Raw genomic sequence first — 19,471 nt, forward strand, 5'->3', positions numbered from 1 at the left:
CTTGCAACACCTCGCCGATGGCCCCATAACGGGGCCATCGGCTTTTTTTACGCCTCAAAATCCCCATTCCTGCGGAGCGCCCCATGGCCCAGTCCCAACCAGAAGTTCTTGATCTGCCGGTGTTGCCGCTGCGCGACGTGGTGGTGTTTCCGCACATGGTGATTCCGCTGTTCGTCGGCCGTGACAAGTCGATGCGTGCGCTGGAAAAGGCCATGGAGGCGGACAAGCGCATCCTGCTGGTGGCGCAGAAGTCGGCCGAGACCGACGACCCGGCCGCCAATGATCTGTATACCGTCGGTACGCTGGCGCAGGTGCTGCAGCTGCTCAAACTGCCCGATGGCACCATCAAGGTGCTGGTCGAAGGGTTGTCGCGGGTCACCGTGGACAAGGTCGTCGAGCTCGATGGCGCGCTGCAGGGCCAGGGTGTCGAGGTCGAAGCCAGCGACGCGCGCGAGCCGCGCGAGGTGGAAGCGATCGCCCGCTCGCTGATGTCGCTGTTCGAGCAGTACGTCAAGACCAATCGCAAGCTGCCGCCGGAGTTGTTGCAGACCCTGGCCGGCATCGACGAGCCAGGCCGTCTGGCCGATACCATCGCCGCGCACATCGGCGTGCGTCTGGCCGACAAGCAGCGCCTGTTGGAAATCACCGAGATCGGCGAGCGGCTGGAACTGCTGGTGGGTCTGGTGGACGGCGAGATCGACGTGCAGCAGCTGGAAAAGCGCATCCGCGGCCGCGTCAAGTCGCAGATGGAGAAGAGCCAGCGCGAGTACTACCTCAACGAACAGATGAAGGCGATCCAGAAGGAGCTGGGCGATCTGGACGACGCGCCGGGCGAGCTGGAAGAACTGGCGCGCAAGATCGCCGAGGCCGGCATGCCCAAGCCAGTCGAGACCAAGGCCAAGGCCGAGCTCAACAAGCTCAAGCAGATGTCGCCGATGTCTGCCGAAGCCGCAGTGGTGCGTAACTATCTGGACTGGCTGTTGGGCGTGCCGTGGAAGAAGCGCACCAAGGTCCGCAAGGATCTCAAGGCCGCAGAGGACACGCTGGATGCCGATCACTACGGCCTGGACAAGGTCAAGGAGCGCATCCTTGAGTACTTGGCAGTGCAGTCGCGCGTGAAGCAGATGAAGGGGCCGATCCTGTGCCTGGTCGGCCCGCCCGGCGTGGGCAAGACCTCGCTCGGTCAGTCGATCGCCAAGGCGACCAACCGCAAGTTCGTGCGCATGAGCCTGGGCGGCATCCGCGACGAGGCCGAGATCCGCGGCCATCGCCGGACCTACGTCGGGTCGATGCCGGGTCGTCTGGTGCAGAACCTCAATAAGGTCGGCAGCAAGAATCCGCTGTTCCTGCTGGACGAGATCGACAAGATGTCGATGGACTTCCGCGGCGACCCGTCGTCGGCATTGCTGGAAGTGCTCGATCCCGAGCAGAACAACTCCTTCAACGACCATTACCTGGAAGTGGACCTGGACCTGTCGGAGGTGATGTTCGTCGCCACCTCCAACTCGCTCAACATCCCGGGCCCGTTGCTGGACCGCATGGAAGTCATCCGCATCCCCGGTTACACCGAGGACGAGAAGCTCAACATCGCCATGCGTTACCTGGTGCCCAAGCAGATCAAGGCCAACGGTTTGAAGCCGGAGGAAATCGAGATCGGCAGCGATGCCATCCAGGACATCGTGCGTTACTACACGCGTGAATCGGGCGTGCGTAACCTCGAGCGCGAGATCGCCAAGATCTGCCGCAAGGTGGTCAAGGAAATCGCGCTTGCCGGCCCGCAGCCGGTTGCAAAGAAGGTGGTCGCCAGGAAGGTCAAGCCCAAGGCATTGGTGACCGTCGGTTCGAAGAATCTGGACAAGTACCTGGGCGTGCGTCGCTTCGACTTCGGTCGCGCCGAGGAAGAAAACGAAATCGGTCTGGTCACCGGTCTGGCCTGGACCGAGGTCGGTGGCGAGTTGCTGCAGGTCGAGTCCACGCTGGTGCCGGGCAAGGGCAATCTGATCCTCACCGGTCAGCTCGGCAACGTCATGAAGGAATCGGCATCGGCGGCATTGTCGGTGGTGCGTTCGCGCGCCGAGCGACTGGGCATCGATGTGGATTTCCTGCAGAAACAGGACGTGCATGTGCACGTGCCCGATGGTGCGACGCCGAAGGATGGCCCGAGCGCCGGTATCGCGATGGTGACCTCGCTGGTGTCGGTGTTGACCAAGGTGCCGATCCGCGCCGATGTGGCGATGACTGGCGAGATCACCTTGCGTGGTCGCGTCTCGGCCATCGGCGGGTTGAAGGAGAAATTGCTGGCTGCGTTGCGCGGCGGCATCCGCACCGTGTTGATCCCCGACGAGAACCGCAAGGATCTTGCCGACATTCCCGCCAACGTGACGCGCGACCTGAAGATCGTCCCGGTCAAATGGATCGATGAAGTGCTGGATCTTGCGCTGGAGCGTCCGTTGGCGCCGAAGAAGGCGGGCAAGGAAAAGGCCCGCAAGACCGCCTCGCGCGTTGCCGTGCGCGGCAAGTCACGCACTACCCCGGGTACCCGCGTCAAGCACTGAATCGCCTTGTCTAAACCCAGGCAAAACAAGCCAAAACCCGCGTCGTTATTGGGTTTTGGCTTGCGTGCGGTTGGGGGCGCTGGTATAAATGCACGACTCGTGGGCGCGGCAAATTGTGATGCGTCATGCGATACCACTTGTGTCGGGTTCTTCGCTAACGGCAAGAGCGCCGATTGTCGATTCCGCGGCATCTGCCGCAAAGGGAGTTTCAAGAATGAATAAAACCGAATTGATCGATGGCGTTGCCGCTGCCGCTGACATCTCCAAGGCTGAGGCCGGCCGTGCTGTTGACGCGGTTGTGAGCGAAATCACCAAGGCGCTGAAGAAGGGCGATGCCGTCACCCTCGTTGGCTTTGGCACCTTCCAGGTCCGTGCGCGCGCTGAGCGTACCGGCCGCAATCCGAAGACCGGCGACAGCATCAAGATCGCTGCTTCGAAGAATCCTGCATTCAAGGCTGGTAAAGCCCTGAAGGATGCAGTAAACTAATCGACTCGCTAGGGTGCTTAGCTCAGCGGTAGAGCGTCTCCCTTACACGGAGAGGGTCGGGGGTTCGAAACCCTCAGCACCCACCATTAAGCACCAGGCAAACGTTTCAAGCGCGGAGCGGTAGTTCAGCTGGTTAGAATGCTGGCCTGTCACGCCGGAGGTCGCGGGTTCGAGTCCCGTCCGCTCCGCCAGTTACACACAAAGCCCCTGAGCAATTGGGGGCTTTGTTTTCTCCACCGCATTTGCACTTGCAGTGGAGAAGGAAAGTCCAAGTTTAAAGCGGAGCGGTAGTTCAGCTGGTTAGAATGCTGGCCTGTCACGCCGGAGGTCGCGGGTTCGAGTCCCGTCCGCTCCGCCAGTTCTACCAAAGCCCTCGGTCTCGTGCCGGGGGCTTTTTTGTGGGCGATGTTCGCACTAGTGGCCGCAAATTACATTGCGATTCGGTGCCGTGTGGCATTGGGCTGGGTGCCCGGCGTCAAGCGCGTTACACTGCGCGGCTCGCCCACAGGCCGTGATTTGCCAATGCTGCAGAAACTTCGCGACAAGACGTCAGGCTGGATCGCTACCGCCATCCTGGGGTTGCTGATGATTCCGTTCCTGTTCGTCATCGACAACAGCTACCTCGGCGGCATTGGCGCCAACAACGTGGCCAAGGTGCAGGCGCCACCGACGTGGTGGAAATCGGCACCATCGTGGTGGCCGGTTTCGCTGCTGTGGCAGCACCATGAAATCAGCACGCAGGATTTCCGCACGCGCTTCGAGCAGGCGCGTATGCAGGAGCGTCAGCGCCAGGGCGAAAATTTCGATCCGCGCAGCTTCGAATCGCGCGAAAACAAGCTGCAGGTGCTCGATCAGCTGGTCGACGAGCAGGTCGTACGCCTGGGTGCGGAAGATGCCGGCATCGTGATCGGCGATGCAACGGTGCGCGATTACATCACCGGCATTCAGGCGTTTCAGGTCGATGGCAAGTTCAGCCCCGACCAGTACCGCGCCGCGCTCGCGCAGGGCACGCCTCCGCGTACACCGGCGCAGTTCGACGCGTTGGTGCGCGACAGCCTGCAGCAGTCGGTGATTCCGCAGGCGATTGCCGAGTCGGGTTTTGCGACCAAGACCGAGTTCGAACGCCTGCTCAAGCTGATGGGCGAAACGCGCGATGTGGAGTTGGCGATGTTGCCGGCGCCGGCTGCCGACACCGCGCCGGTCAGCGATACGCAGGTCAAGCAGTGGTACGAGGGGCATGCACAGGATTTTCGTCAGCCGGAGACGGTGACGATCGAGTATGTCGAGCTCAACGCCGCCAAGATGCCGCCGGCAACCGCTGCCGATGAAGCCACGTTGCGCAAGCGCTATGACGAAGAGAAGGCGCGCTTTGTCGAGCCGGATCAGCGTCTGGCATCGCATATCCTGATCAGCGCTGGTAGCGATGCCGCTGCGCAAAAGGCCGCCGAAGCCAAGGCCGCCAAATTGGCTGCGGAGGCCAAGCTACCGGGCGCCGATTTTGCCGCGTTGGCCAAAGCCAATTCGCAGGATCCCGGTTCCAAGGGCGCCGGTGGCGACCTGGGCTGGGTCGAGAAGGGCACGATGGTCAAGCCGTTCGAAGACGCACTGTTCTCGATGAAGGCTGGCGAGGTGGTCGGCCCGATCAAGAGCGAGTTCGGCTACCACGTGATCCAGTTGCGCGAGGTCAAGGGTGGGCAGGGCAAGTCCTTCGAGCAAGTGCGCGACCAACTCGCCGCCGAGCAGCTCAAGGCCGATGCCGACAAGGCGTATGCGGATGTGAGCGGCAAGCTGGTGGATCAGGTCTACAAGAATCCCACCGCGCTGGAGCCGGCGGCAAAGCAGGTCGGCCTGCCGGTGCAGACGCTGGGCCCGTTCTCGCGCGCCGATGCCAGCGGCATTGCGGCCAATCCTGCGGTACTGCGTTCGGCATTCTCCGAGACGCTGGTGCAAGACGGCACGGTGAGCGACCCGATCACCATCGCGCCGAATCATAGTGTGGTGTTACGCGTGACCAATCACACCGCCGAGCAGGCCTTGCCGTTGGACAAGGTGCGCGACAAGGTGATCGCGGCGATTCATGCGGATCGCACCGAAAAGGCTGCCGCAGCGGCTGCCGATGCACTGTTGGCACGTGTGCAGAAGGGCGAGACCTTGCAGGCACTGGCGGCCAGCGAAAAGCTGCAGGTGCAGCCGATTCCGGGCCTGCCGCGTACGGCGCCGATTCCGACCCCGGCGGCGAACCGCGCGATCTTCAGCGCGCCGCGTCCGAGCGAAGGCAAGCCATCGGTGGGCAAGGTGGAACTCGATGGTGGGCGCTTTGCGGTCTTCGTGGTCAGCAAGGCCACGCCGGGCGATCTGAAGCAGATGCCGGCCGAGCAGCAGACGATGCTGCGCGAGCAGTTGAGCCAGATCGACGGCAACAATGCGGCGCAGGCGTACGTCAAGGAAATGCGCAAGCGCTACAAGATCCAGATCGAAGAAGCGCAGCTGTGATATCGCGCAGCGACTGGTAAAAGAAAAAGCCCGGGTGACCGGGCTTTTTCTTTGGATGACGGTGTGTCACTGGCCGACCTGTCGTGAGCAGCCCGACCGCTGGCTTGTGGCTGCGTGCTGGTGGGCGCTCACTTAGCGCGATGACAGGCGATGCCGGGTACTGAGACGGGCTTGTCTGGGGATTTTGTGGATAGCGGATGGGCGAATGGGGGTGCGGGCTACGTATCGTTCACGACGCTATTGAGAGGCGCTAGACGGGTCGAGAACCGGTGTGAATGCCCGTAGGGTGCACGTCCTAATGAACGGCCGTGCGAGTCAGTTCACCGCATCGCACACGGTCTGCCGGGGATTGCTTGCATATCGCAGCTGGCGCAGCTCATGGCTGATGTCAGTGGACCCGACGGTGGGCCGATCGCCTCGGCCATTGCGCAGCCAGCGACGCTGCGATGAACCATGTGGCCATTGCTCGTCACGCTCTGACTTGCTCAGGCGGATCTGCGCAGACCGCGAAGAGGCCGAAGCGTGAACGCGGCAAAACGTGATTACGGACGGCAGGCCTGATGCCAGTGCGGACGCACGACGCGCCAGTCGCGCCGCGCGTTAAGGCGTGTCGTCGAACGACAGCACCATGCCGGGCTTCAATACGGCGCGCTTGTCCAGCCCATTGTTGGCAAGCAGCGTGGCAACGGTGATGCCGTAGCGGCGTGCGATGGCCCAGGCGGATTCGCCGCTGCGAACCGTATGCGTCGTGCGCGGCTTGGCGTTCGATGCCTTGGCAACCACGGTGGGAGCGCTATCGCTGTTATCGGGCATCCTTTCCGCATTGCTCGATGCCACCAGTTCACTGGCCGAGCCTGGTAGGGCCGGTGCGACCGGAGCGAGTACATGCACGCCACGCGGCGCGGCGCGTGCGCTGGCCAGGGCGGGATTGAGGCGGGCAAGCAGCTGCGGCTCGATCGCGCGCTGTCCGGCCCAGGCGTTGAGGCTGGTGCCGGCCGGCAGCGCGTGTTCGGTCAGCACCGGAACCGGGCGATCCAGCGAGGTCAGCAGGTTGCCCTTCTGCTGCGCATGGTCGAGAACACAGGCCAGCGCATGCAGCTTTTCGACGTATTCGTAGGTGACCTTGGACATGCCCGGCAACTCGGACGGGCGGGCGTTCTGCGCGTTCATCCCGGCGGTGCGCATTGCTTGCAGTACGCGATACTCGCCAGCGTTGTACGCCATCAGGGCCAGTCGCCAGTCGCCGCCGAACATGCCGTAGAGGGTCTTGAGGTAGCGCACCGCTGCCGTGGTGGAATCAACCGCCGAGAGGCGGCCGTCGTATTGCGCCCCGACCGGGACATGGTGATTGCGTGCGGTAGTGGCAATGAACTGCCACAAGCCTGCCGGGCCACTGCCATTGCGTGCGCCCGGGCGATAGCCGCTTTCGACAAACGGAATCAGTGCAAATTCGGTCGGCATATCGGCTTCGCGCAGCTCGTCGACCACGTAGCCGAACAGCGGCAGGACATCCTGCGCATCGTCGGCCAGCCGGGCCGGTGCGCGTGAGAAATGCTGTTCCCAACGCGCGTCGCTGTGTTCGCTGTCGCAACCCGGATCGGCGCGGCCATCCAGAAATGCGGAAAAAATATCCTGACCATTGCGCACGCTGGGTGCCGCGGTGCGCGCGATCGAGCTGTCGGCGGGTGTGAGGCGGCTGGCGTCGTTGGACGATGCGGCTGCTGCAGGTGCGATGGCGGCCGAGGCGGCCAGCACTGCTAGAAGCAGGCGCCTCATGCGCGAAATTCGTCTTTCCAGCGCCTAAGTTCGGCGAAAACATCTACTTCGGAAGACAGTGTGCCGGTTGCGCGGGATGCCACTGCGGCGCGGATTTCGGGACTGCTGGTGCGTAAGAACGGATTGGTGGCCAGTTCACTCTTGAGCGAAATCGGCAGGGTAGGACGGGCTGCATGACGCATGGCCTGGGCTTCCTGTTGACGGCGCTGCAAGGCAGCGTTGGTGGGATCGACATGCAGCGCGAAGGCCGCATTGGCCAGCGTGTATTCGTGGCCGCAACACACGAGCGTTTCGCCGGGCAGGCAAGCCAGGCGCTGCAACGAGTCGAACATCTGAGGAGCGGTACCTTCGAACATCCGTCCACAGCCTAGGCTGAACAGGGTATCGCCGCTGAACACATGCCCGTCGGCGACGAAGGCGATATGGCTGCGGGTGTGGCCCGGAACCTCCAAGACCTCCACATCGCTCCCGAGCAGGCTCAGATGGTCGCCCTGGCCAAGCTGACGGGTGTCGGTGGGCATGCGTTCGTCGGCGGGACCGAACAGCTCCAGAGCCGGCCAGCGGTGCTGCAGCGCCGCCACGCCGCCGATGTGGTCGGCATGGTGATGGGTCAGCAGGATCGCGCTGGGAGTGAATCCGGCATGTTCTGCGGCAGCGATCACCGGCTCGGCCTGACCGGGGTCCACGATGATTGCGCGGCCATCCGTGGCGACCAGCGCCCAGATGTAGTTGTCGTCGAATGCGGGCAGGGCGGTCAGTCGCATAGAATTGGGACCATGCCTGCCACGCCATTCTCCCGTCAAGCTGGTGTCTCATCCTGGTTTGATACGGATGTGGGGCGAAGCCTGCTCCAATCAGAGCGCCGGCTGGCGTTCTCGGCATTACAGACGCGTCCGTCGCAGCCCTGGTTGTGGCTGACTCCCAATACGGAATTGCCCGCCCGCGATGCATTGCAGGGACGCGGTCTGCGGCTGTATCGCAGTGCCGGGCGCTTTGGCGGCGATGCGCGCTGCGCGATGCCGTTCCCGCTGCCCACCGAGAGCCTGCAGGCGATCGTGGTGCAGCATGCCGTGGTCGGCGGCGCGGCGGAGTTCCTGGCCGAGTGCGAGCGCTTGCTGATGCCGGGCGGCCGCTTGTGGCTGTTTACGCTCAACCCGCTGAGCCCGTACCGTTTTCACTGGGCACGACGCGGCCCGGTGGCGATGCGTCCGGATCGCTGGCGCTCGCTGGCACAACGCGCCGGCCTGCAATGCGTGGAGGCCGAGCGCTATCTGGGGCCAATCTGGCGCGCCGGGCACGGCTCCGATCCCCCTGGCCGTGCGCCCTGGCGCGCGGTGTATTTACTGGAAGTGGAAAAGCGCGCTGCGACACCGATTGCGCCGACCCCGATCGCGATGCCGTCGCGCTGGCCGCAGCCGGTGGCCACGATCTGACCTGTCCACGTTGCAACAATGGAAGCTGATGAAATCAATTGAAGTGCATACCGACGGCTCCTGCCTCGGCAATCCCGGGCCGGGCGGTTGGGCGGCCTTGCTGCGTTACAACGGCCGTGAGAAGGAATTGGCCGGTGGTGAAGCCAATTCGACCAACAACCGCATGGAGTTGATGGCGGCGATCATGGCGCTGGAGACGCTGACCGAGCCGTGCCAGATCGTGTTGCACACCGACTCGCAGTACGTGCGCCAGGGCATCACCGAGTGGATGTCCGGCTGGGTGCGGCGCGGCTGGAAAACCTCCGGCGGCGATCCGGTCAAGAACCGTGAACTGTGGGAGCGGCTGCATGCGGCCACGCAGCGTCACAGCATCGATTGGCGTTGGGTGAAAGGCCACAATGGCGACCCGGACAACGAGCGCGTCGACGTGCTTGCCCGCGATCAAGCCATCGCCCAGCGCGCTGGCATCGCAACATCGTAAGCAACAAGCAAGAGGATTCATGCGTCAGATCATTCTCGATACCGAAACCACCGGCCTGGAATGGCGCAAGGGCAACCGCGTCGTCGAAATCGGTGCGGTGGAGCTGCTGGAGCGGCGCCCCAGCGGCAACAACTTCCATCGCTATCTGAAGCCGGATTGCGACTTCGAACCAGGCGCGCAGGAAGTGACCGGGCTGACCCTGGAATTTCTGGCCGACAAGCCGCTGTTCGCCGAGGTGGTCGAGGAGTTCCTGGCCTACATCGACGGCGCGGAGCTGATCATCCATAACGCCGCGTTCGATCTGGGATTCCTGGACAACGAGCTGTCGCTGCTGGGCGACAACTACGGGCGCATCGTCGATCGCGCCACGGTGGTGGATACCTTGATGATGGCGCGCGAGCGTTATCCGGGGCAGCGCAATTCGTTGGACGCCTTGTGCAAGCGCTTGGGCGTGGACAATTCGCACCGCCAGTTGCATGGCGCCTTGCTCGATGCGCAGATCCTGGCCGATGTGTATATCGCGCTGACCTCTGGCCAGGAAGAAATCGGATTTGCCAGCGCCGATGCTGGGCGCAATACCGACAACGCCGGCGGCATGATCGCGTTCGACCCGGCACTGCTGTTGCCACGTCCGCGCGTTGTGGTGACGGCGTCGGAGTCGCAGGCGCACGAGGCGCGTCTGACGCATTTGCGCAAAAAGGCCGGCCGCGCGTTGTGGGACGAGCCGGTCGAAGAAGCGGCCGTCGCGCAATAGAGCGGTGATGTAGAACGTCGTCTCCAGGCGCGACACGCGCAGGCAATCTGCGTGTGTCGTGCATTGCCCTGAGTCTTGCGGGCGTCTGCGTCGATGCGCCGAGCGCTGGCGGCAAGCAGCAACCAAACGTGGCGAGCGGGTGCGTGTGCTGAGTAAAAACCGGCAATGCGCGCAGTCCACGCTCGAACCCACGATGACCACGCCCGCCTGGTGCTGAGCGCCTGCGTTTCGATCGTCAGTAACTGCGCACCAGAATCGCGGTGATGTTGTCCGAGCCGCCACCGTCCAGTGCGGCGGCGACCAGGCATTCGACACACTCCTGCGCGCTGCAATCGGCTTGCGACAAGGTTGCGGCGATCGCGGCATCGTCCACCTCTTCGGTCAGGCCGTCGCTGCACAACAGCAACTGCATGCCGGATTTCAGTTCGCCCTGCATGGTGGCGACATTGAGGTGGACCGGATCGGTCACGCCCAGTGCCTGGGTCACCACATTGCGATGGGGATGCGCGCGCGCCTGCTCGCTGGTGAGCGTGCCCTGGGCGATGAGTTCCTGCACATAGCTGTGGTCCTGGCTTAGCTGGGCCAGCCGTCCGTCGCGCCAGAGATAGGCGCGGCTGTCGCCGACCCAGGCCACTTCAAAGCGTTGACCCAGCACGCGTGCGGCGACCACGGTGGTGCCCATCGGCAAGGTGTCGTTGCTGCGGCGCGAGGTCTTGATGATCTCTTCGTCGGCGATGCGCACCGCCTGGGCAAGTGGGGTGCCTGCGCGGACTTCGCGCACGATGGTTTCGCGTGCCAGTGCGCTGGCCACTTCGCCGCAGGCATGCCCGCCCATGCCGTCGGCCACCAGCCACAGCCCCAGCTCGCTATCGCCGTAGTACGTGTCCTCATTGAGGTCACGGCGCAGGCCGACGTGGGTGAGGTGTCCGAATTCGAGCATGGGGCGGGTCGCCAAAGGGAGAGGTGCGTCACCATCATCGCGGCGCGGCCGGCCAGCAGCAACACACCGTTGGCGGACATCGCAGTGCAGGTTCACGCCCGGCCCATCGATTGCGCCGGCAGCGCTGGCCCGGGCCGCTTGTGGCTTGGCGTCCGTGCCCGTATGATGCACGGCCCCAGGACACTGGGGACCATCTGGAGAGGTGGCAGAGCGGTTGAATGTACCTGACTCGAAATCAGGCAGGCGTTTGTAGCGCCTCGGGGGTTCGAATCCCCCCCTCTCCGCCAGATTGAGGCGACGGTTGTGTCAGTGCCGCGTGTGTTTCGCCGGCGGCATTGGGGGGTGAGAAGCCCCGGGTTCGACAGACAGCGCAGCTGTCTGCACGGCGAAGCCGCCCGTAGGGCGAAGGCACGTCAGTGCCGAGTGAATCCCCCCCTCTCCGCCAGATTCGCATCAGCCCCCGCAAGGGGGCTTTTGTTTATGCGTCGCAGCCAGTCGCTGCAGCGGCGGCTACAATCGCTGAATATCCGTTGGAGGCCTGTTATGTCCGAGATTCTGGTGCCCGTGTCCTTTGGTGAGTTGCTCGACAAGATCGCGATCCTGCAGATCAAGTCCGAGCGCATGCGCGATCCGGCCAAGCTAACCAATGTGCGCAACGAGCTGTCTGCGCTGGAAATCAGCTGGATGGCGCATCCGGCCGCCGGTCACGACATCGTGCGTTTGCGCGCCGAGCTCAAGGCGGTCAACGAACGCCTGTGGGTGATCGAGGATGACATCCGCCTCAAGGAACAGGCGCAGACCTTCGACGACACTTTCGTGCAGCTTGCGCGCAGCGTCTATATCGAAAACGACGAGCGGGCGCGCATCAAGAAAGAGATCAACCTGGCGCTCGGGTCAGCGTATGTGGAAGAAAAGTCGTATCAGGACTATCGCGCCACAGGTGTCTGATAGCCGCTGACCGCGCGTCTGGGTGACTCAACGCGGGGGCGGTGTTTGAGCGGCATCCTGAGTGCGTTGCCAGGATGTGTCTCCGCCAGCGCCGCAATGGATGTCTGCCGCGCGCGAGCCGCCGGCAGTTCGCTCTTGATTCCGGGCTGTTCTCTTGATTCCGGGCGGTTCTGGAGCGGTTGAGCCAAGGGGGAAGCGCGGGTTGCTCTGCAGCGGATGGAGCGCTTGTTAGAGCGCCGCTGCCTCGCCGATCCTCAGTGTGGATGATCGGCGCGATAACGCTCGAACGCGGCGATCGCATCGTCCACGGTGATCAGCGCCATCACCTGGTCGAATTCGATCTTGGTTCCCCATTTCAGCTGGTCGGCCGGTTTACCCAGATGTTTGCGGGCCGCCGCGTCGTAACGATCCACGCAATAGCGCACGTCCGAATACGGGCCACTGCGCAGCGGATTGCTGGCCGCGTGCAGGCCGAGCACTTTGGTGCCCATCGCGTTGGCGATATGCATCGGCCCCGAATCAGGCGTGACCACCAGATCGGCGCGGGCGAGCAGGGCGGGGAGTTGTTTGAGCGTGTCCTTGCCGACCAGATCCAGTATCGGCGTGCGCGCTGCAGCAACGATCGCGTCCGCCGTGGTTCGCTCCAGTTCGCTTCGGCCACCGCACAGGACGATTCGCCACCCTTGCGCGGCGGCGTGGTCGGCCAGGGCGGCATGCCGGTCGGGATACCAGTTGCGGCGTGCGTGGCTGGAACACGGCGAAATCATCAGCACCGGGCGGCCGTCGTCGTCCCATTGCGCGCGCGCCCAGTGATACGCCTCGTCGGGAACCGGCAAGTCCCAGCGCACCTGGGTCTGGGCCAGGCCGAGCGGCTGCGCAAAGCTGCCGATGGCGTCGAGCACGTGGATGCCGGGGCGGTCGGCGATGCGTTCGTTGACGAACAGCCCGTGCAGGTCCTTGGAGCGGCTGCGGTCGTAGCCGATGCGGCGCTGCGCCGGCACGAAGGCCGACAGCACATTGGCGCGAAGGGCCACCTGCATCTGCAACAAGGCATCGAAGCGCCCCAATGGCGCCAGCGACTGGCGTAGTGCACGCATGCCGGCCACGCCGGTGCGCTTGTCGTAGGCATGAAACTGCACGCCCGGTAGGCCGTCGAGCAACTTGAGCCCGGCCTTGTCGATGATCCAATGCAGGTGGGTTGCCGGAAGGCCCGCCTGCAACGTGCGCACCAGCGGCACCACGTGGGTGACGTCACCCAGGGCGGACAGGCGCAGCAGGCATAACGAAGCGGGCGTGGAAGCCATGGTGTTGTTAAACTCGATAGATGGTCTCTTTCGACGCCACTGAAGCGTTGGCGCCGTACCGCGAAGGCCGCGGTTATGGCGCCATTCTGTTCGACCGCGAGCGGCTGCGGCAAGCCGACGCTGGCCTGTTTTCGCCGCAGCACTGGGGCGACAGGGCGCGGCCGGTCGACGAAGGCGGGCGGGGTGGGGCGTGGTTCGTGGATGCGCCGTTCGGCCACAGCGTGTTGCGTCAGTACCGGCGTGGCGGTCTGGTTGCGCGCTTGAGCCGCGACCAGTATCTGTGGAAAGGGGCGGGGCGCACGCGCAGTTTTGCCGAGTTCCGGCTGATGCGCGAGCTGCTCACGCGCAAGCTGCCGGTGCCGCGGCCGTTGGCGGCCTGCTATCTGCGCGAAGGCCTGCGCTATCGTGCCGCGTTGTTGATGGAGCGCCTGGAAAACGTGCGCTCGCTCGCCGATCACGCGCAAGTCGCCGGACGCGGTGCGCCGTGGGAAGAAACCGGGCGGCTGATCGCGCGGTTTCATCGCGCCGGCCTGGATCATGCCGATCTCAATGCGCACAACATCCTGTTCGATGCCGGTGGGCATGGCTGGTTGATCGATTTCGACCGCGGCGTGTTGCGCATTCCGGCCACGCGCTGGCGCGAGCGCAATCTCAAGCGCCTGCATCGCTCGCTGTTGAAGCTGCGCGGCAACCGCAGCCGCGAAGAGGTGGACAAGGATTACGAGCGCCTGCATCGCGCGTATGACCTGGCCTGGGGCCGGGGCTACTGATGCAGTGGGCGTTGCGGATGCAGGGGGTCGGCAGCGCGGCGGCGGTGGCGCTCGGTTCGCCGATGGCCACGATCGAGCGTGCGGGCGCGCCCTGGCTGACCATCGATTGCGGTAGCGAAGGGCTGACGGCCTACCAAGCCCACTATGCGCAACTGCCGCAGGCCATCTTCATCACCCACGTGCATCTGGACCATGTTGGCGGGCTGGAGCGGATGTTCGTGGACAGCTATTTCTCCGAACGGCGTGGTCGTACCCGCTTGTACGTCCCGGCGCCGGTGGTGCCGTTGCTGCAGCGGCGCATTGCCGACTATCCGAATGTACTGGCCGAGGGCGGTGCGAACTTCTGGGACGCGTTTCAGCTGGTGCCGGTTGGCGATGCCTTCTGGCACGACGGCGTGCGGCTGGAGGTGTTCCCGGCGCGTCACCACTGGCCGGAAACCGCCTACGGGCTGCGCCTCAAGGGTGCACTGGTGTGGAGTGGCGATACCCGGCCGATTCCGGAAATGCTGGCCCGCTATGCCGATGACAGCGAGCTCATCGCGCATGACTGCGGCGTTCACGGCAACCCGTCGCATACTGGGGTGGACGATTTGGAGCGGGAATACCCGCAGGACTTGTTGAGCCGCATGCTGCTGTACCACTACGCCAGCGACGCCGATGGCGACGTGCTACGCGCACGCGGCCATCGCGTGGCCGTGCCTGGGCAGTATCTGGCATTGGCGGACCCGACCGCTGCAATGGTGCCTTGATGAGCGCGCGCCTGTTGCCAGATCTGACAGCAGCACCGACGCAGGACCGCTATGGCCGGCCGTTGCGCGACCTGCGCCTGTCGGTCATCGAGGCCTGCAACTTCCGCTGCGGCTACTGCATGCCGGCCGATCGCGTGCCGGACGACTACGGCTTCGATGCGCAGCAGCGGCTGAGCTTCGATCAACTCGAAACGCTGGTGCGCGCATTCGTTTCGGTGGGCGTCACCAAGGTGCGGCTGACCGGCGGCGAGCCGCTGCTGCGCCGCGACCTGCCGACCCTGATTGCGCGATTGACGGCGATCGACGGCATCGAGGATCTGGCGCTCACCACCAATGGCGCGTTGCTGGCGCGTCAGGCCGGCGCATTGCGTCGGGCCGGATTGCGCCGCATCACCGTGAGCATGGATGCGCTGGAGCCGGAGCTGTTCAAGCGCATGAGCGGCGACCGTGGCGAGATCGCGCAGGTGCTGGCCGGCATTGCCGCCGCCGAGCAGGCCGGCTTCCAGCGGTTGAAGATCAATTGCGTGGTGCAGCGTGGCGTCAACGAAGATCAGGTGCTGCCGTTGGTGGAGCACTTCCGCGGCACCGGGCATGTGCTGCGCTTCATCGAATTCATGGATGTGGGCAGCTGCAACGGCTGGACGCCGGATGCGGTGGTGACCTCGGCGCAACTGCACGGCCGCATCCACGCGCGCTGGCCGCTGGTTCCGCTGGATGCCAATTACACCGGCGAGGTTGCGCAGCGGCATGCGTTTGCCGACGGTGCGGGCGAGGTGGGATTTGTCAGTTCGGTCAGCGTGCCGTTTTGCGGCGACTGCCAGCGCGCCCGCGTGTCCGCCGATGGGCAGTTGTACACCTGCCTGTTCGCCAGTCAGGGGCACGACCTCAAGCCGGCCTTGGGCGAAGGCGAGCAAGGATTGTCCGAGCATTTGCGCGCGCGTTGGAGCGTGCGTGGCGACCGTTACAGCGAGGTGCGTGCCTCGACACCGCGGCGTGGCAAGCCGGTCGAGATGTTTCTGATCGGCGGGTGAGCGAAACCTCGCTCCTGACGCAGCTGCGCGCGCTGGAGCTGCGTTTGCTCGATCCGCAGGTGCGTAGCTCCGTGTAGGTCCTGGAGGAGTTGCTCGATCCCGAGTTCGTGGAATTCGGTGCGTCCGGACGACGCGACACGCGAGGCGATGTCATTGCAGCATTGATGGCTGACGATACGTTGGTCGATTACCGGGCCGACGGCTTTGAATGTGTGCTGCTGGTACCGCAGCTGCGCCGTTCGTTGTGGCGCGCCGATGGCAATGGCTGGCGGTTGCTGTTTCATCAAGGCACCGCTTTCACCGAGAATGCCGCATCCTGAGCGTCTGCCACCGTGTCGTTTCCCATGCCTGCAAACCCCCGTTCCGCACGCTTGACCCACCTGGATGACGCCGGGCTGCCCGCCATGGTGGATGTCTCGGACAAGGCGGTCACCGCACGCAGTGCCACCGCCGAAAGCCGCGTGCGATTTCCCGCAGCCGTGGCAGCGCAGTTGCGCGCCAACGGATTGCGCAGCGCCAAGGGCGGCATCGTGGAAACGGCCGTGATCGCCGGCACCATGGCGGTCAAGCGCACGCACGAATTGATTCCGTTCTGCCATCCGCTGCCGATCGATGCGTGTCGCTTCGAGATCGACTGGGCGGGCGAACAGGTGTTGGACATCAGGTGCACGGTGCGCTGCGTGCATCGCACCGGCGTGGAAATGGAAGCGCTCACCGGCGCCAGCGTGGCGGCATTGACGGTCTATGACATGTGCAAGGCGTTGTCGCACAGCATGAGCATCGGCCCGACCAAGTTGGTGTCCAAGCGCGGCGGCAAGCGCGATATCGGAGCAACGCGATGAGCGCGACAGTGACGGTGCTGTACTTCGCCAGCCTGCGTGAAGCGGCAGGTATTGCCAGCGAGCAATTGCGATCGGATGCGCAGGATTTGCGCACTCTGTATGCCGAGCTCGATGGGCGTCACGGGCTGCGCTGGACACCTGCGCAGCTGCGCGTGGCGGTGGATGGCGCATTCGCGCGCTGGGAGGATGCGGTGCGCGATGGCAGTGAAGTGGTGTTTATTCCGCCGGTGTCGGGAGGTTGAGCGTGAGCGAGCAGACAACCGCCACCTTCGCGCTTTCCGATGTGCCGTTACCGATCGACAGCTTGCGCGCTGCGCTGGAGCACCCGCATGCCGGCGCGTTCGCCAGTTTCGAAGGCTGGGTGCGCAACCATAACGAAGGTCGTGGCGTGGCCGGCCTGCGTTACGAAGCCTACGCCGCACTCGCGCAGGCCGAAGGCCAGCGTGTGCTCGACGAGGCGATGACCCGGTTTGCCATCGTCAATGCGCATTGCGTGCACCGCGTGGGCGAATTGCGCATCGGCGACATGGCCGTGTGGGTAGGCGTCAGCGCGGCGCATCGCGGCGCTGCATTCGATGCGTGTCGCTTCATCATCGACGAAGTCAAGGCGCGCGTGCCGATCTGGAAACACGAGCATTACCTGGAAGGCGATGCGGGCTGGCTGCATCCAGAATCGTAGGCCTGTCATCAGCACTACCGGGGCAGCGCCATCACCTGGACGCTGCCTTGCATGCTGAAGAGGCGTGTGCTGAACGGGTTAGGGTGGTGTCCCCGCCGGTTGACCTCGGCGCCCGCATCAATCGATACCGTTGCTGCCTTCCGGCCCTGGCGGGATTTTCGATCTAGCGTCGCGAGGGACCGACGGGGCCACCATAAGACGTGGGCCACTGGCGCGACCCTGGACCCGTGCAATCGCGTTGCAGGATCATAAAACTGGCGGAGAGAGGGGGAGGTACTGATCCCGCTCGAAAGTCCTGACTCTTCTACAGCCACGTAAACCAGGAAGGTGTCCTGCTTTGTGGTCTGCCATTGTAGCGGGTTGTTCATGCCCGTTGCTAGCCTCAGTGATCGGCTCCCCGTTGGCCGCGGGAGGGGCGCGGAGGTGGTGATACCCGAATCCGCATCATTAGTTGAAGATGGGACGGACTCCAAGATCAATCACCACTCATGCCCGTAAACAGGGGGTATCCCCGAAGCCTTTCAATCAGTTGCCTTACGGCACCAAGAGGAAGTAGCGTCTAGGCGGTCATCGAGGCCGAGCTCCTTCCCTACTTGGAGGCATCTCAGGTAAAGCGGCTGTTTCCAGGCCTACCCAACTCAACGGGGCTGGGTTGCCGGGCTCGGCGAAGCGGGAGTGTCGGCTTCCGCGAAGAACCCCTCACTGGGACGGGACTGGGCAGACGGTCTTGTAGAACTTCTACATCGATCGCACTAGCTTGTCCGATAAAGCGGAGACGCTTGCTAAGTTCGGTCCGCCGGTCGGGCACTTTGCTTACATTCAGGTCAGCTCGCAGAAAACGGTAGAAGAGGACGCTGGCGAGAAGGCGCTACTAATCTAGCGTTCTGGATTGCTGCAAAAATCAATCACAGAGGCGCTCTGCCTTCTAGCGGCATTGGTCTTGTGATGGGTTCGGCTATCACATCAAAGGTCTCACACGTGACTGCTGTTGCAAGATTTATCAATCTGTGGTAATTGTTCTTCATGGCCGACCTTATTATCCACTCCGAATCCGAAGACCGCAAAGTCCTCGATAGCCTTATAAAGGCAATGAGGATCCCTAATACTGTGTTGTCTTACGACATCAAGGTTGGAGATGACTCGAGCGGGGATTCTTCGTTGTTTGTCAAACTGAAGGTGAACGAAAAGTCCGTAGCTTCTAGTTCAAAGAGATTTAAGGAGTTGAGAAGCTTCGCTGACGAGGTGCAGAAGGTTGCGCTGAGCCAGGGCGTTTCCCGCTGGCCTTATGTCGAGTTAGTCAGTGGGATGGGTAAAAAGCGTTAATGGCGCTCCCTCAAGACCTCCTGCGTCAAGCAAGGCATTTGGCGACGAAAGAAAAGAGAAGGCCGCAACAGGCTAGCCTTAGGCGAGCGATTTCAACTGCCTACTACGCCCTATTTCATCTTTTGTCGTCAGAGGCCGCAAGCCTTGTAAGCCCCGCCCAGCCCGCGGGGATAGGACGACATATCCAAAGGGCACTCACTCATGGCGACATGAAAAATGCGGCCAAGGGTATTTCTCAGCCTAACTTAGGCAGGCCATATTCAGCGTTGATATCAACAGCAGTCCTGCCTGAACTGGCTGACGTGGCGCGTCATTTTGTCACTCTTCAAGAAGAGCGGCATGCTGCTGATTACGACATAAATAGAATATTTGACAGATTACATGCGTTAGCTCAAGTCAGTTTGGCGGAAGCTGCTTTTAAAAAGTGGGCTTCTGTTCGGGGAAAGCCCCAAGCCAATGTCTTTCTAATGATGTTATTTTTTGGAAAAGCGCTTTCAGCCAGATAGCGGTGGCAAGGTAAAGTAAGCGAGTGTTATCACGCTCCCTGACTCCATAAGTAAAGCGTCCGCCCAAGGATGGATGGGCCTGATTATCACAGCAGTCAGCTGGCCCTTAAAGACATCATCTATATCCTAAAGACCCGCATACCTTGGATGAGTTGGCTCCCATGAATCGCTTACTTGAAGCCTACTTCACCACCAAGCCGCCAGGGAAGTAATGGGCCCAGGCCTCTCTCAGGTCTACGGCACTTTCGTCACGCCAACGGCTTCGTCGATGAGGCTTTGCTGCAGCGCTTTGGGCGCCGTCGTAGGGTAATCCCCCCGCAGATCAGCAGGGGCAAGAAGTGGAATTTTCTCGTAACCTTTCTCGAGGAGATTTCCATGAAGACATCACGCTTCACCGACA

The 19,471-nt window shown here is 63.1% G+C and carries 20 protein-coding genes, 4 tRNA genes and 1 other RNA gene; 20 read left to right on the forward strand and 5 right to left on the reverse strand.

Features of this window, described 5'->3' with window-relative positions; all coding sequences use genetic code 11:
* The first annotated feature begins 83 nt into the window (after positions 1-83).
* The 6 genes from lon (at position 84) to GGR61_RS17930 (ending at position 5,535) form a co-directional block, all read left to right on the forward strand.
* Positions 84-2,555 (forward strand): endopeptidase La, encoded by a 2,472-nt coding sequence (gene lon, locus GGR61_RS17905; RefSeq protein WP_184406906.1) that lies wholly within the window; start codon positions 84-86, stop codon positions 2,553-2,555.
* Between the two features lie 214 nt (positions 2,556-2,769).
* The gene (locus GGR61_RS17910; RefSeq protein ID WP_024938423.1) at positions 2,770-3,042 is read left to right on the forward strand and encodes an HU family DNA-binding protein; all 273 of its coding nucleotides are present in this window, start codon (positions 2,770-2,772) and stop codon (positions 3,040-3,042) included.
* Positions 3,043-3,053: 11 nt separating this feature from the next.
* Positions 3,054-3,128 (forward strand) — tRNA-Val (locus GGR61_RS17915).
* Between the two features lie 28 nt (positions 3,129-3,156).
* Positions 3,157-3,233 (forward strand) — tRNA-Asp (locus GGR61_RS17920).
* A gap of 90 nt (positions 3,234-3,323) precedes the next feature.
* Positions 3,324-3,400: transfer RNA gene (locus GGR61_RS17925), tRNA-Asp, on the forward strand.
* Positions 3,401-3,564: 164 nt separating this feature from the next.
* Positions 3,565-5,535, forward strand: a complete 1,971-nt coding sequence (locus tag GGR61_RS17930; RefSeq protein WP_184406907.1) for a peptidyl-prolyl cis-trans isomerase — start codon at positions 3,565-3,567, stop codon at positions 5,533-5,535.
* A 600-nt stretch (positions 5,536-6,135) separates the two neighbouring features.
* Here GGR61_RS17930 and GGR61_RS17935 read toward each other — a convergent pair.
* Positions 6,136-7,311: a lytic transglycosylase domain-containing protein gene (locus GGR61_RS17935; protein ID WP_184623053.1), complete on the reverse strand. Its 1,176-nt coding sequence runs from the start codon at positions 7,309-7,311 to the stop codon at positions 6,136-6,138.
* Entirely contained in the window at positions 7,308-8,075 is a 768-nt protein-coding gene (gene gloB / locus GGR61_RS17940) for a hydroxyacylglutathione hydrolase (RefSeq protein WP_184623055.1), read from the reverse strand. The genes GGR61_RS17935 and gloB overlap by 4 nt, the downstream gene beginning before the upstream one ends.
* 12 nt (positions 8,076-8,087) lie before the next feature.
* Here gloB and GGR61_RS17945 point away from each other — a divergent pair, with 12 nt between their 5' ends.
* From GGR61_RS17945 to dnaQ, 3 genes are read left to right on the forward strand one after another with little or no spacing between them, the layout of a single operon-like run.
* Positions 8,088-8,744, forward strand: a complete 657-nt coding sequence (locus tag GGR61_RS17945) for a hypothetical protein (protein WP_184623057.1) — start codon at positions 8,088-8,090, stop codon at positions 8,742-8,744.
* 28 nt (positions 8,745-8,772) lie between these two features.
* Positions 8,773-9,225 carry a ribonuclease HI gene (gene rnhA / locus GGR61_RS17950; protein WP_184406911.1) on the forward strand — a complete coding sequence of 151 codons (453 nt, stop codon included), beginning with the start codon at positions 8,773-8,775 and terminating at the stop codon, positions 9,223-9,225.
* A gap of 19 nt (positions 9,226-9,244) precedes the next feature.
* Positions 9,245-9,979 (forward strand): DNA polymerase III subunit epsilon, encoded by a 735-nt coding sequence (dnaQ, locus tag GGR61_RS17955; RefSeq protein WP_184623059.1) that lies wholly within the window; start codon positions 9,245-9,247, stop codon positions 9,977-9,979.
* A gap of 235 nt (positions 9,980-10,214) precedes the next feature.
* Here dnaQ and GGR61_RS17960 read toward each other — a convergent pair whose 3' ends face one another.
* On the reverse strand, positions 10,215-10,919 hold the full coding sequence (locus GGR61_RS17960) for a PP2C family serine/threonine-protein phosphatase (protein ID WP_184623061.1): 705 nt from the start codon (positions 10,917-10,919) through the stop codon (positions 10,215-10,217).
* A 196-nt stretch (positions 10,920-11,115) separates the two neighbouring features.
* Between GGR61_RS17960 and GGR61_RS17965 the strand changes: the two genes are divergently transcribed.
* Both GGR61_RS17965 and GGR61_RS17970 read left to right on the forward strand, forming a co-directional pair.
* Positions 11,116-11,206, forward strand: a tRNA-Ser gene (locus GGR61_RS17965).
* A gap of 256 nt (positions 11,207-11,462) precedes the next feature.
* Positions 11,463-11,867: a DUF6165 family protein gene (locus GGR61_RS17970; protein WP_184406914.1), complete on the forward strand. Its 405-nt coding sequence runs from the start codon at positions 11,463-11,465 to the stop codon at positions 11,865-11,867.
* A 254-nt stretch (positions 11,868-12,121) separates the two neighbouring features.
* Here GGR61_RS17970 and GGR61_RS17975 read toward each other — a convergent pair whose 3' ends face one another.
* Positions 12,122-13,171, reverse strand: a complete 1,050-nt coding sequence (locus tag GGR61_RS17975) for a glycosyltransferase family 9 protein (protein WP_184623063.1) — start codon at positions 13,169-13,171, stop codon at positions 12,122-12,124.
* Positions 13,172-13,191: 20 nt separating this feature from the next.
* Here GGR61_RS17975 and GGR61_RS17980 point away from each other — a divergent pair, with 20 nt between their 5' ends.
* The 7 genes from GGR61_RS17980 to GGR61_RS18010 all read left to right on the forward strand — a co-directional run bounded on the left by GGR61_RS17980 (position 13,192) and on the right by GGR61_RS18010 (position 17,242).
* Complete coding sequence (locus tag GGR61_RS17980; protein WP_184406916.1) at positions 13,192-13,941, forward strand: 3-deoxy-D-manno-octulosonic acid kinase; 750 nt, start codon at positions 13,192-13,194, stop codon at positions 13,939-13,941.
* Positions 13,941-14,690, forward strand: a complete 750-nt coding sequence (locus GGR61_RS17985) for an MBL fold metallo-hydrolase (protein ID WP_184406917.1) — start codon at positions 13,941-13,943, stop codon at positions 14,688-14,690. The genes GGR61_RS17980 and GGR61_RS17985 overlap by 1 nt, the downstream gene beginning before the upstream one ends.
* Positions 14,690-15,721: a GTP 3',8-cyclase MoaA gene (moaA, locus tag GGR61_RS17990; protein ID WP_184406918.1), complete on the forward strand. Its 1,032-nt coding sequence runs from the start codon at positions 14,690-14,692 to the stop codon at positions 15,719-15,721. The genes GGR61_RS17985 and moaA overlap by 1 nt, the downstream gene beginning before the upstream one ends.
* 80 nt (positions 15,722-15,801) lie before the next feature.
* Positions 15,802-16,041, forward strand: coding sequence for a hypothetical protein (locus GGR61_RS20975; protein ID WP_260288291.1), 240 nt, complete (start codon positions 15,802-15,804; stop codon positions 16,039-16,041).
* A 24-nt stretch (positions 16,042-16,065) separates the two neighbouring features.
* Entirely contained in the window at positions 16,066-16,563 is a 498-nt protein-coding gene (gene moaC, locus GGR61_RS18000) for a cyclic pyranopterin monophosphate synthase MoaC (protein WP_184406920.1), read from the forward strand.
* Complete coding sequence (locus GGR61_RS18005) at positions 16,560-16,805, forward strand: MoaD/ThiS family protein (protein ID WP_184623065.1); 246 nt, start codon at positions 16,560-16,562, stop codon at positions 16,803-16,805. The genes moaC and GGR61_RS18005 overlap by 4 nt, the downstream gene beginning before the upstream one ends.
* Positions 16,802-17,242 (forward strand): molybdenum cofactor biosynthesis protein MoaE, encoded by a 441-nt coding sequence (locus GGR61_RS18010; protein WP_184406922.1) that lies wholly within the window; start codon positions 16,802-16,804, stop codon positions 17,240-17,242. Before GGR61_RS18005 ends, GGR61_RS18010 begins: the two co-directional genes overlap by 4 nt.
* 89 nt (positions 17,243-17,331) lie before the next feature.
* Here the strand turns inward: GGR61_RS18010 and ffs are convergent.
* An RNA gene (gene ffs, locus GGR61_RS18015) (signal recognition particle sRNA small type) lies at positions 17,332-17,428 on the reverse strand.
* A gap of 837 nt (positions 17,429-18,265) precedes the next feature.
* Here ffs and GGR61_RS18020 point away from each other — a divergent pair.
* Complete coding sequence (locus tag GGR61_RS18020; RefSeq protein ID WP_147421124.1) at positions 18,266-18,565, forward strand: hypothetical protein; 300 nt, start codon at positions 18,266-18,268, stop codon at positions 18,563-18,565.
* Positions 18,566-18,774: 209 nt separating this feature from the next.
* Positions 18,775-19,071 carry a hypothetical protein gene (locus GGR61_RS18025; protein WP_147421125.1) on the forward strand — a complete coding sequence of 99 codons (297 nt, stop codon included), beginning with the start codon at positions 18,775-18,777 and terminating at the stop codon, positions 19,069-19,071.
* Positions 19,072-19,471 lie beyond the last annotated feature (400 nt).

The sequence above is a fragment of the Xanthomonas sp. 3058 genome (assembly GCF_014199765.1).
GTDB classification, from domain to species: domain Bacteria; phylum Pseudomonadota; class Gammaproteobacteria; order Xanthomonadales; family Xanthomonadaceae; genus Xanthomonas; species Xanthomonas campestris_B.

What these genes read in the sequence shown, in the direction of transcription:
- moaC (WP_184406920.1), top strand. Translation starts at nt 16,066, where the DNA reads ATGCCTGCAAACCCCCGTTCCGCACGCTTGACCCACCTGGATGACGCC.
- GGR61_RS18020 (WP_147421124.1), top strand. Translation starts at nt 18,266, where the DNA reads ATGGCCGACCTTATTATCCACTCCGAATCCGAAGACCGCAAAGTCCTC.
- GGR61_RS17945 (WP_184623057.1), top strand. Translation starts at nt 8,088, where the DNA reads ATGCCTGCCACGCCATTCTCCCGTCAAGCTGGTGTCTCATCCTGGTTT.
- moaA (WP_184406918.1), top strand. Translation starts at nt 14,690, where the DNA reads ATGAGCGCGCGCCTGTTGCCAGATCTGACAGCAGCACCGACGCAGGAC.
- GGR61_RS17960 (WP_184623061.1), bottom strand. Translation starts at nt 10,919, where the DNA reads ATGCTCGAATTCGGACACCTCACCCACGTCGGCCTGCGCCGTGACCTC.
- GGR61_RS17980 (WP_184406916.1), top strand. Translation starts at nt 13,192, where the DNA reads ATGGTCTCTTTCGACGCCACTGAAGCGTTGGCGCCGTACCGCGAAGGC.
- GGR61_RS17970 (WP_184406914.1), top strand. Translation starts at nt 11,463, where the DNA reads ATGTCCGAGATTCTGGTGCCCGTGTCCTTTGGTGAGTTGCTCGACAAG.
- GGR61_RS17930 (WP_184406907.1), top strand. Translation starts at nt 3,565, where the DNA reads ATGCTGCAGAAACTTCGCGACAAGACGTCAGGCTGGATCGCTACCGCC.
- rnhA (WP_184406911.1), top strand. Translation starts at nt 8,773, where the DNA reads ATGAAATCAATTGAAGTGCATACCGACGGCTCCTGCCTCGGCAATCCC.
- GGR61_RS17985 (WP_184406917.1), top strand. Translation starts at nt 13,941, where the DNA reads ATGCAGTGGGCGTTGCGGATGCAGGGGGTCGGCAGCGCGGCGGCGGTG.
- gloB (WP_184623055.1), bottom strand. Translation starts at nt 8,075, where the DNA reads ATGCGACTGACCGCCCTGCCCGCATTCGACGACAACTACATCTGGGCG.
- GGR61_RS17975 (WP_184623063.1), bottom strand. Translation starts at nt 13,171, where the DNA reads ATGGCTTCCACGCCCGCTTCGTTATGCCTGCTGCGCCTGTCCGCCCTG.
- dnaQ (WP_184623059.1), top strand. Translation starts at nt 9,245, where the DNA reads ATGCGTCAGATCATTCTCGATACCGAAACCACCGGCCTGGAATGGCGC.
- GGR61_RS18025 (WP_147421125.1), top strand. Translation starts at nt 18,775, where the DNA reads ATGAAAAATGCGGCCAAGGGTATTTCTCAGCCTAACTTAGGCAGGCCA.
- GGR61_RS17910 (WP_024938423.1), top strand. Translation starts at nt 2,770, where the DNA reads ATGAATAAAACCGAATTGATCGATGGCGTTGCCGCTGCCGCTGACATC.
- GGR61_RS17935 (WP_184623053.1), bottom strand. Translation starts at nt 7,311, where the DNA reads ATGAGGCGCCTGCTTCTAGCAGTGCTGGCCGCCTCGGCCGCCATCGCA.
- lon (WP_184406906.1), top strand. Translation starts at nt 84, where the DNA reads ATGGCCCAGTCCCAACCAGAAGTTCTTGATCTGCCGGTGTTGCCGCTG.
- GGR61_RS18005 (WP_184623065.1), top strand. Translation starts at nt 16,560, where the DNA reads ATGAGCGCGACAGTGACGGTGCTGTACTTCGCCAGCCTGCGTGAAGCG.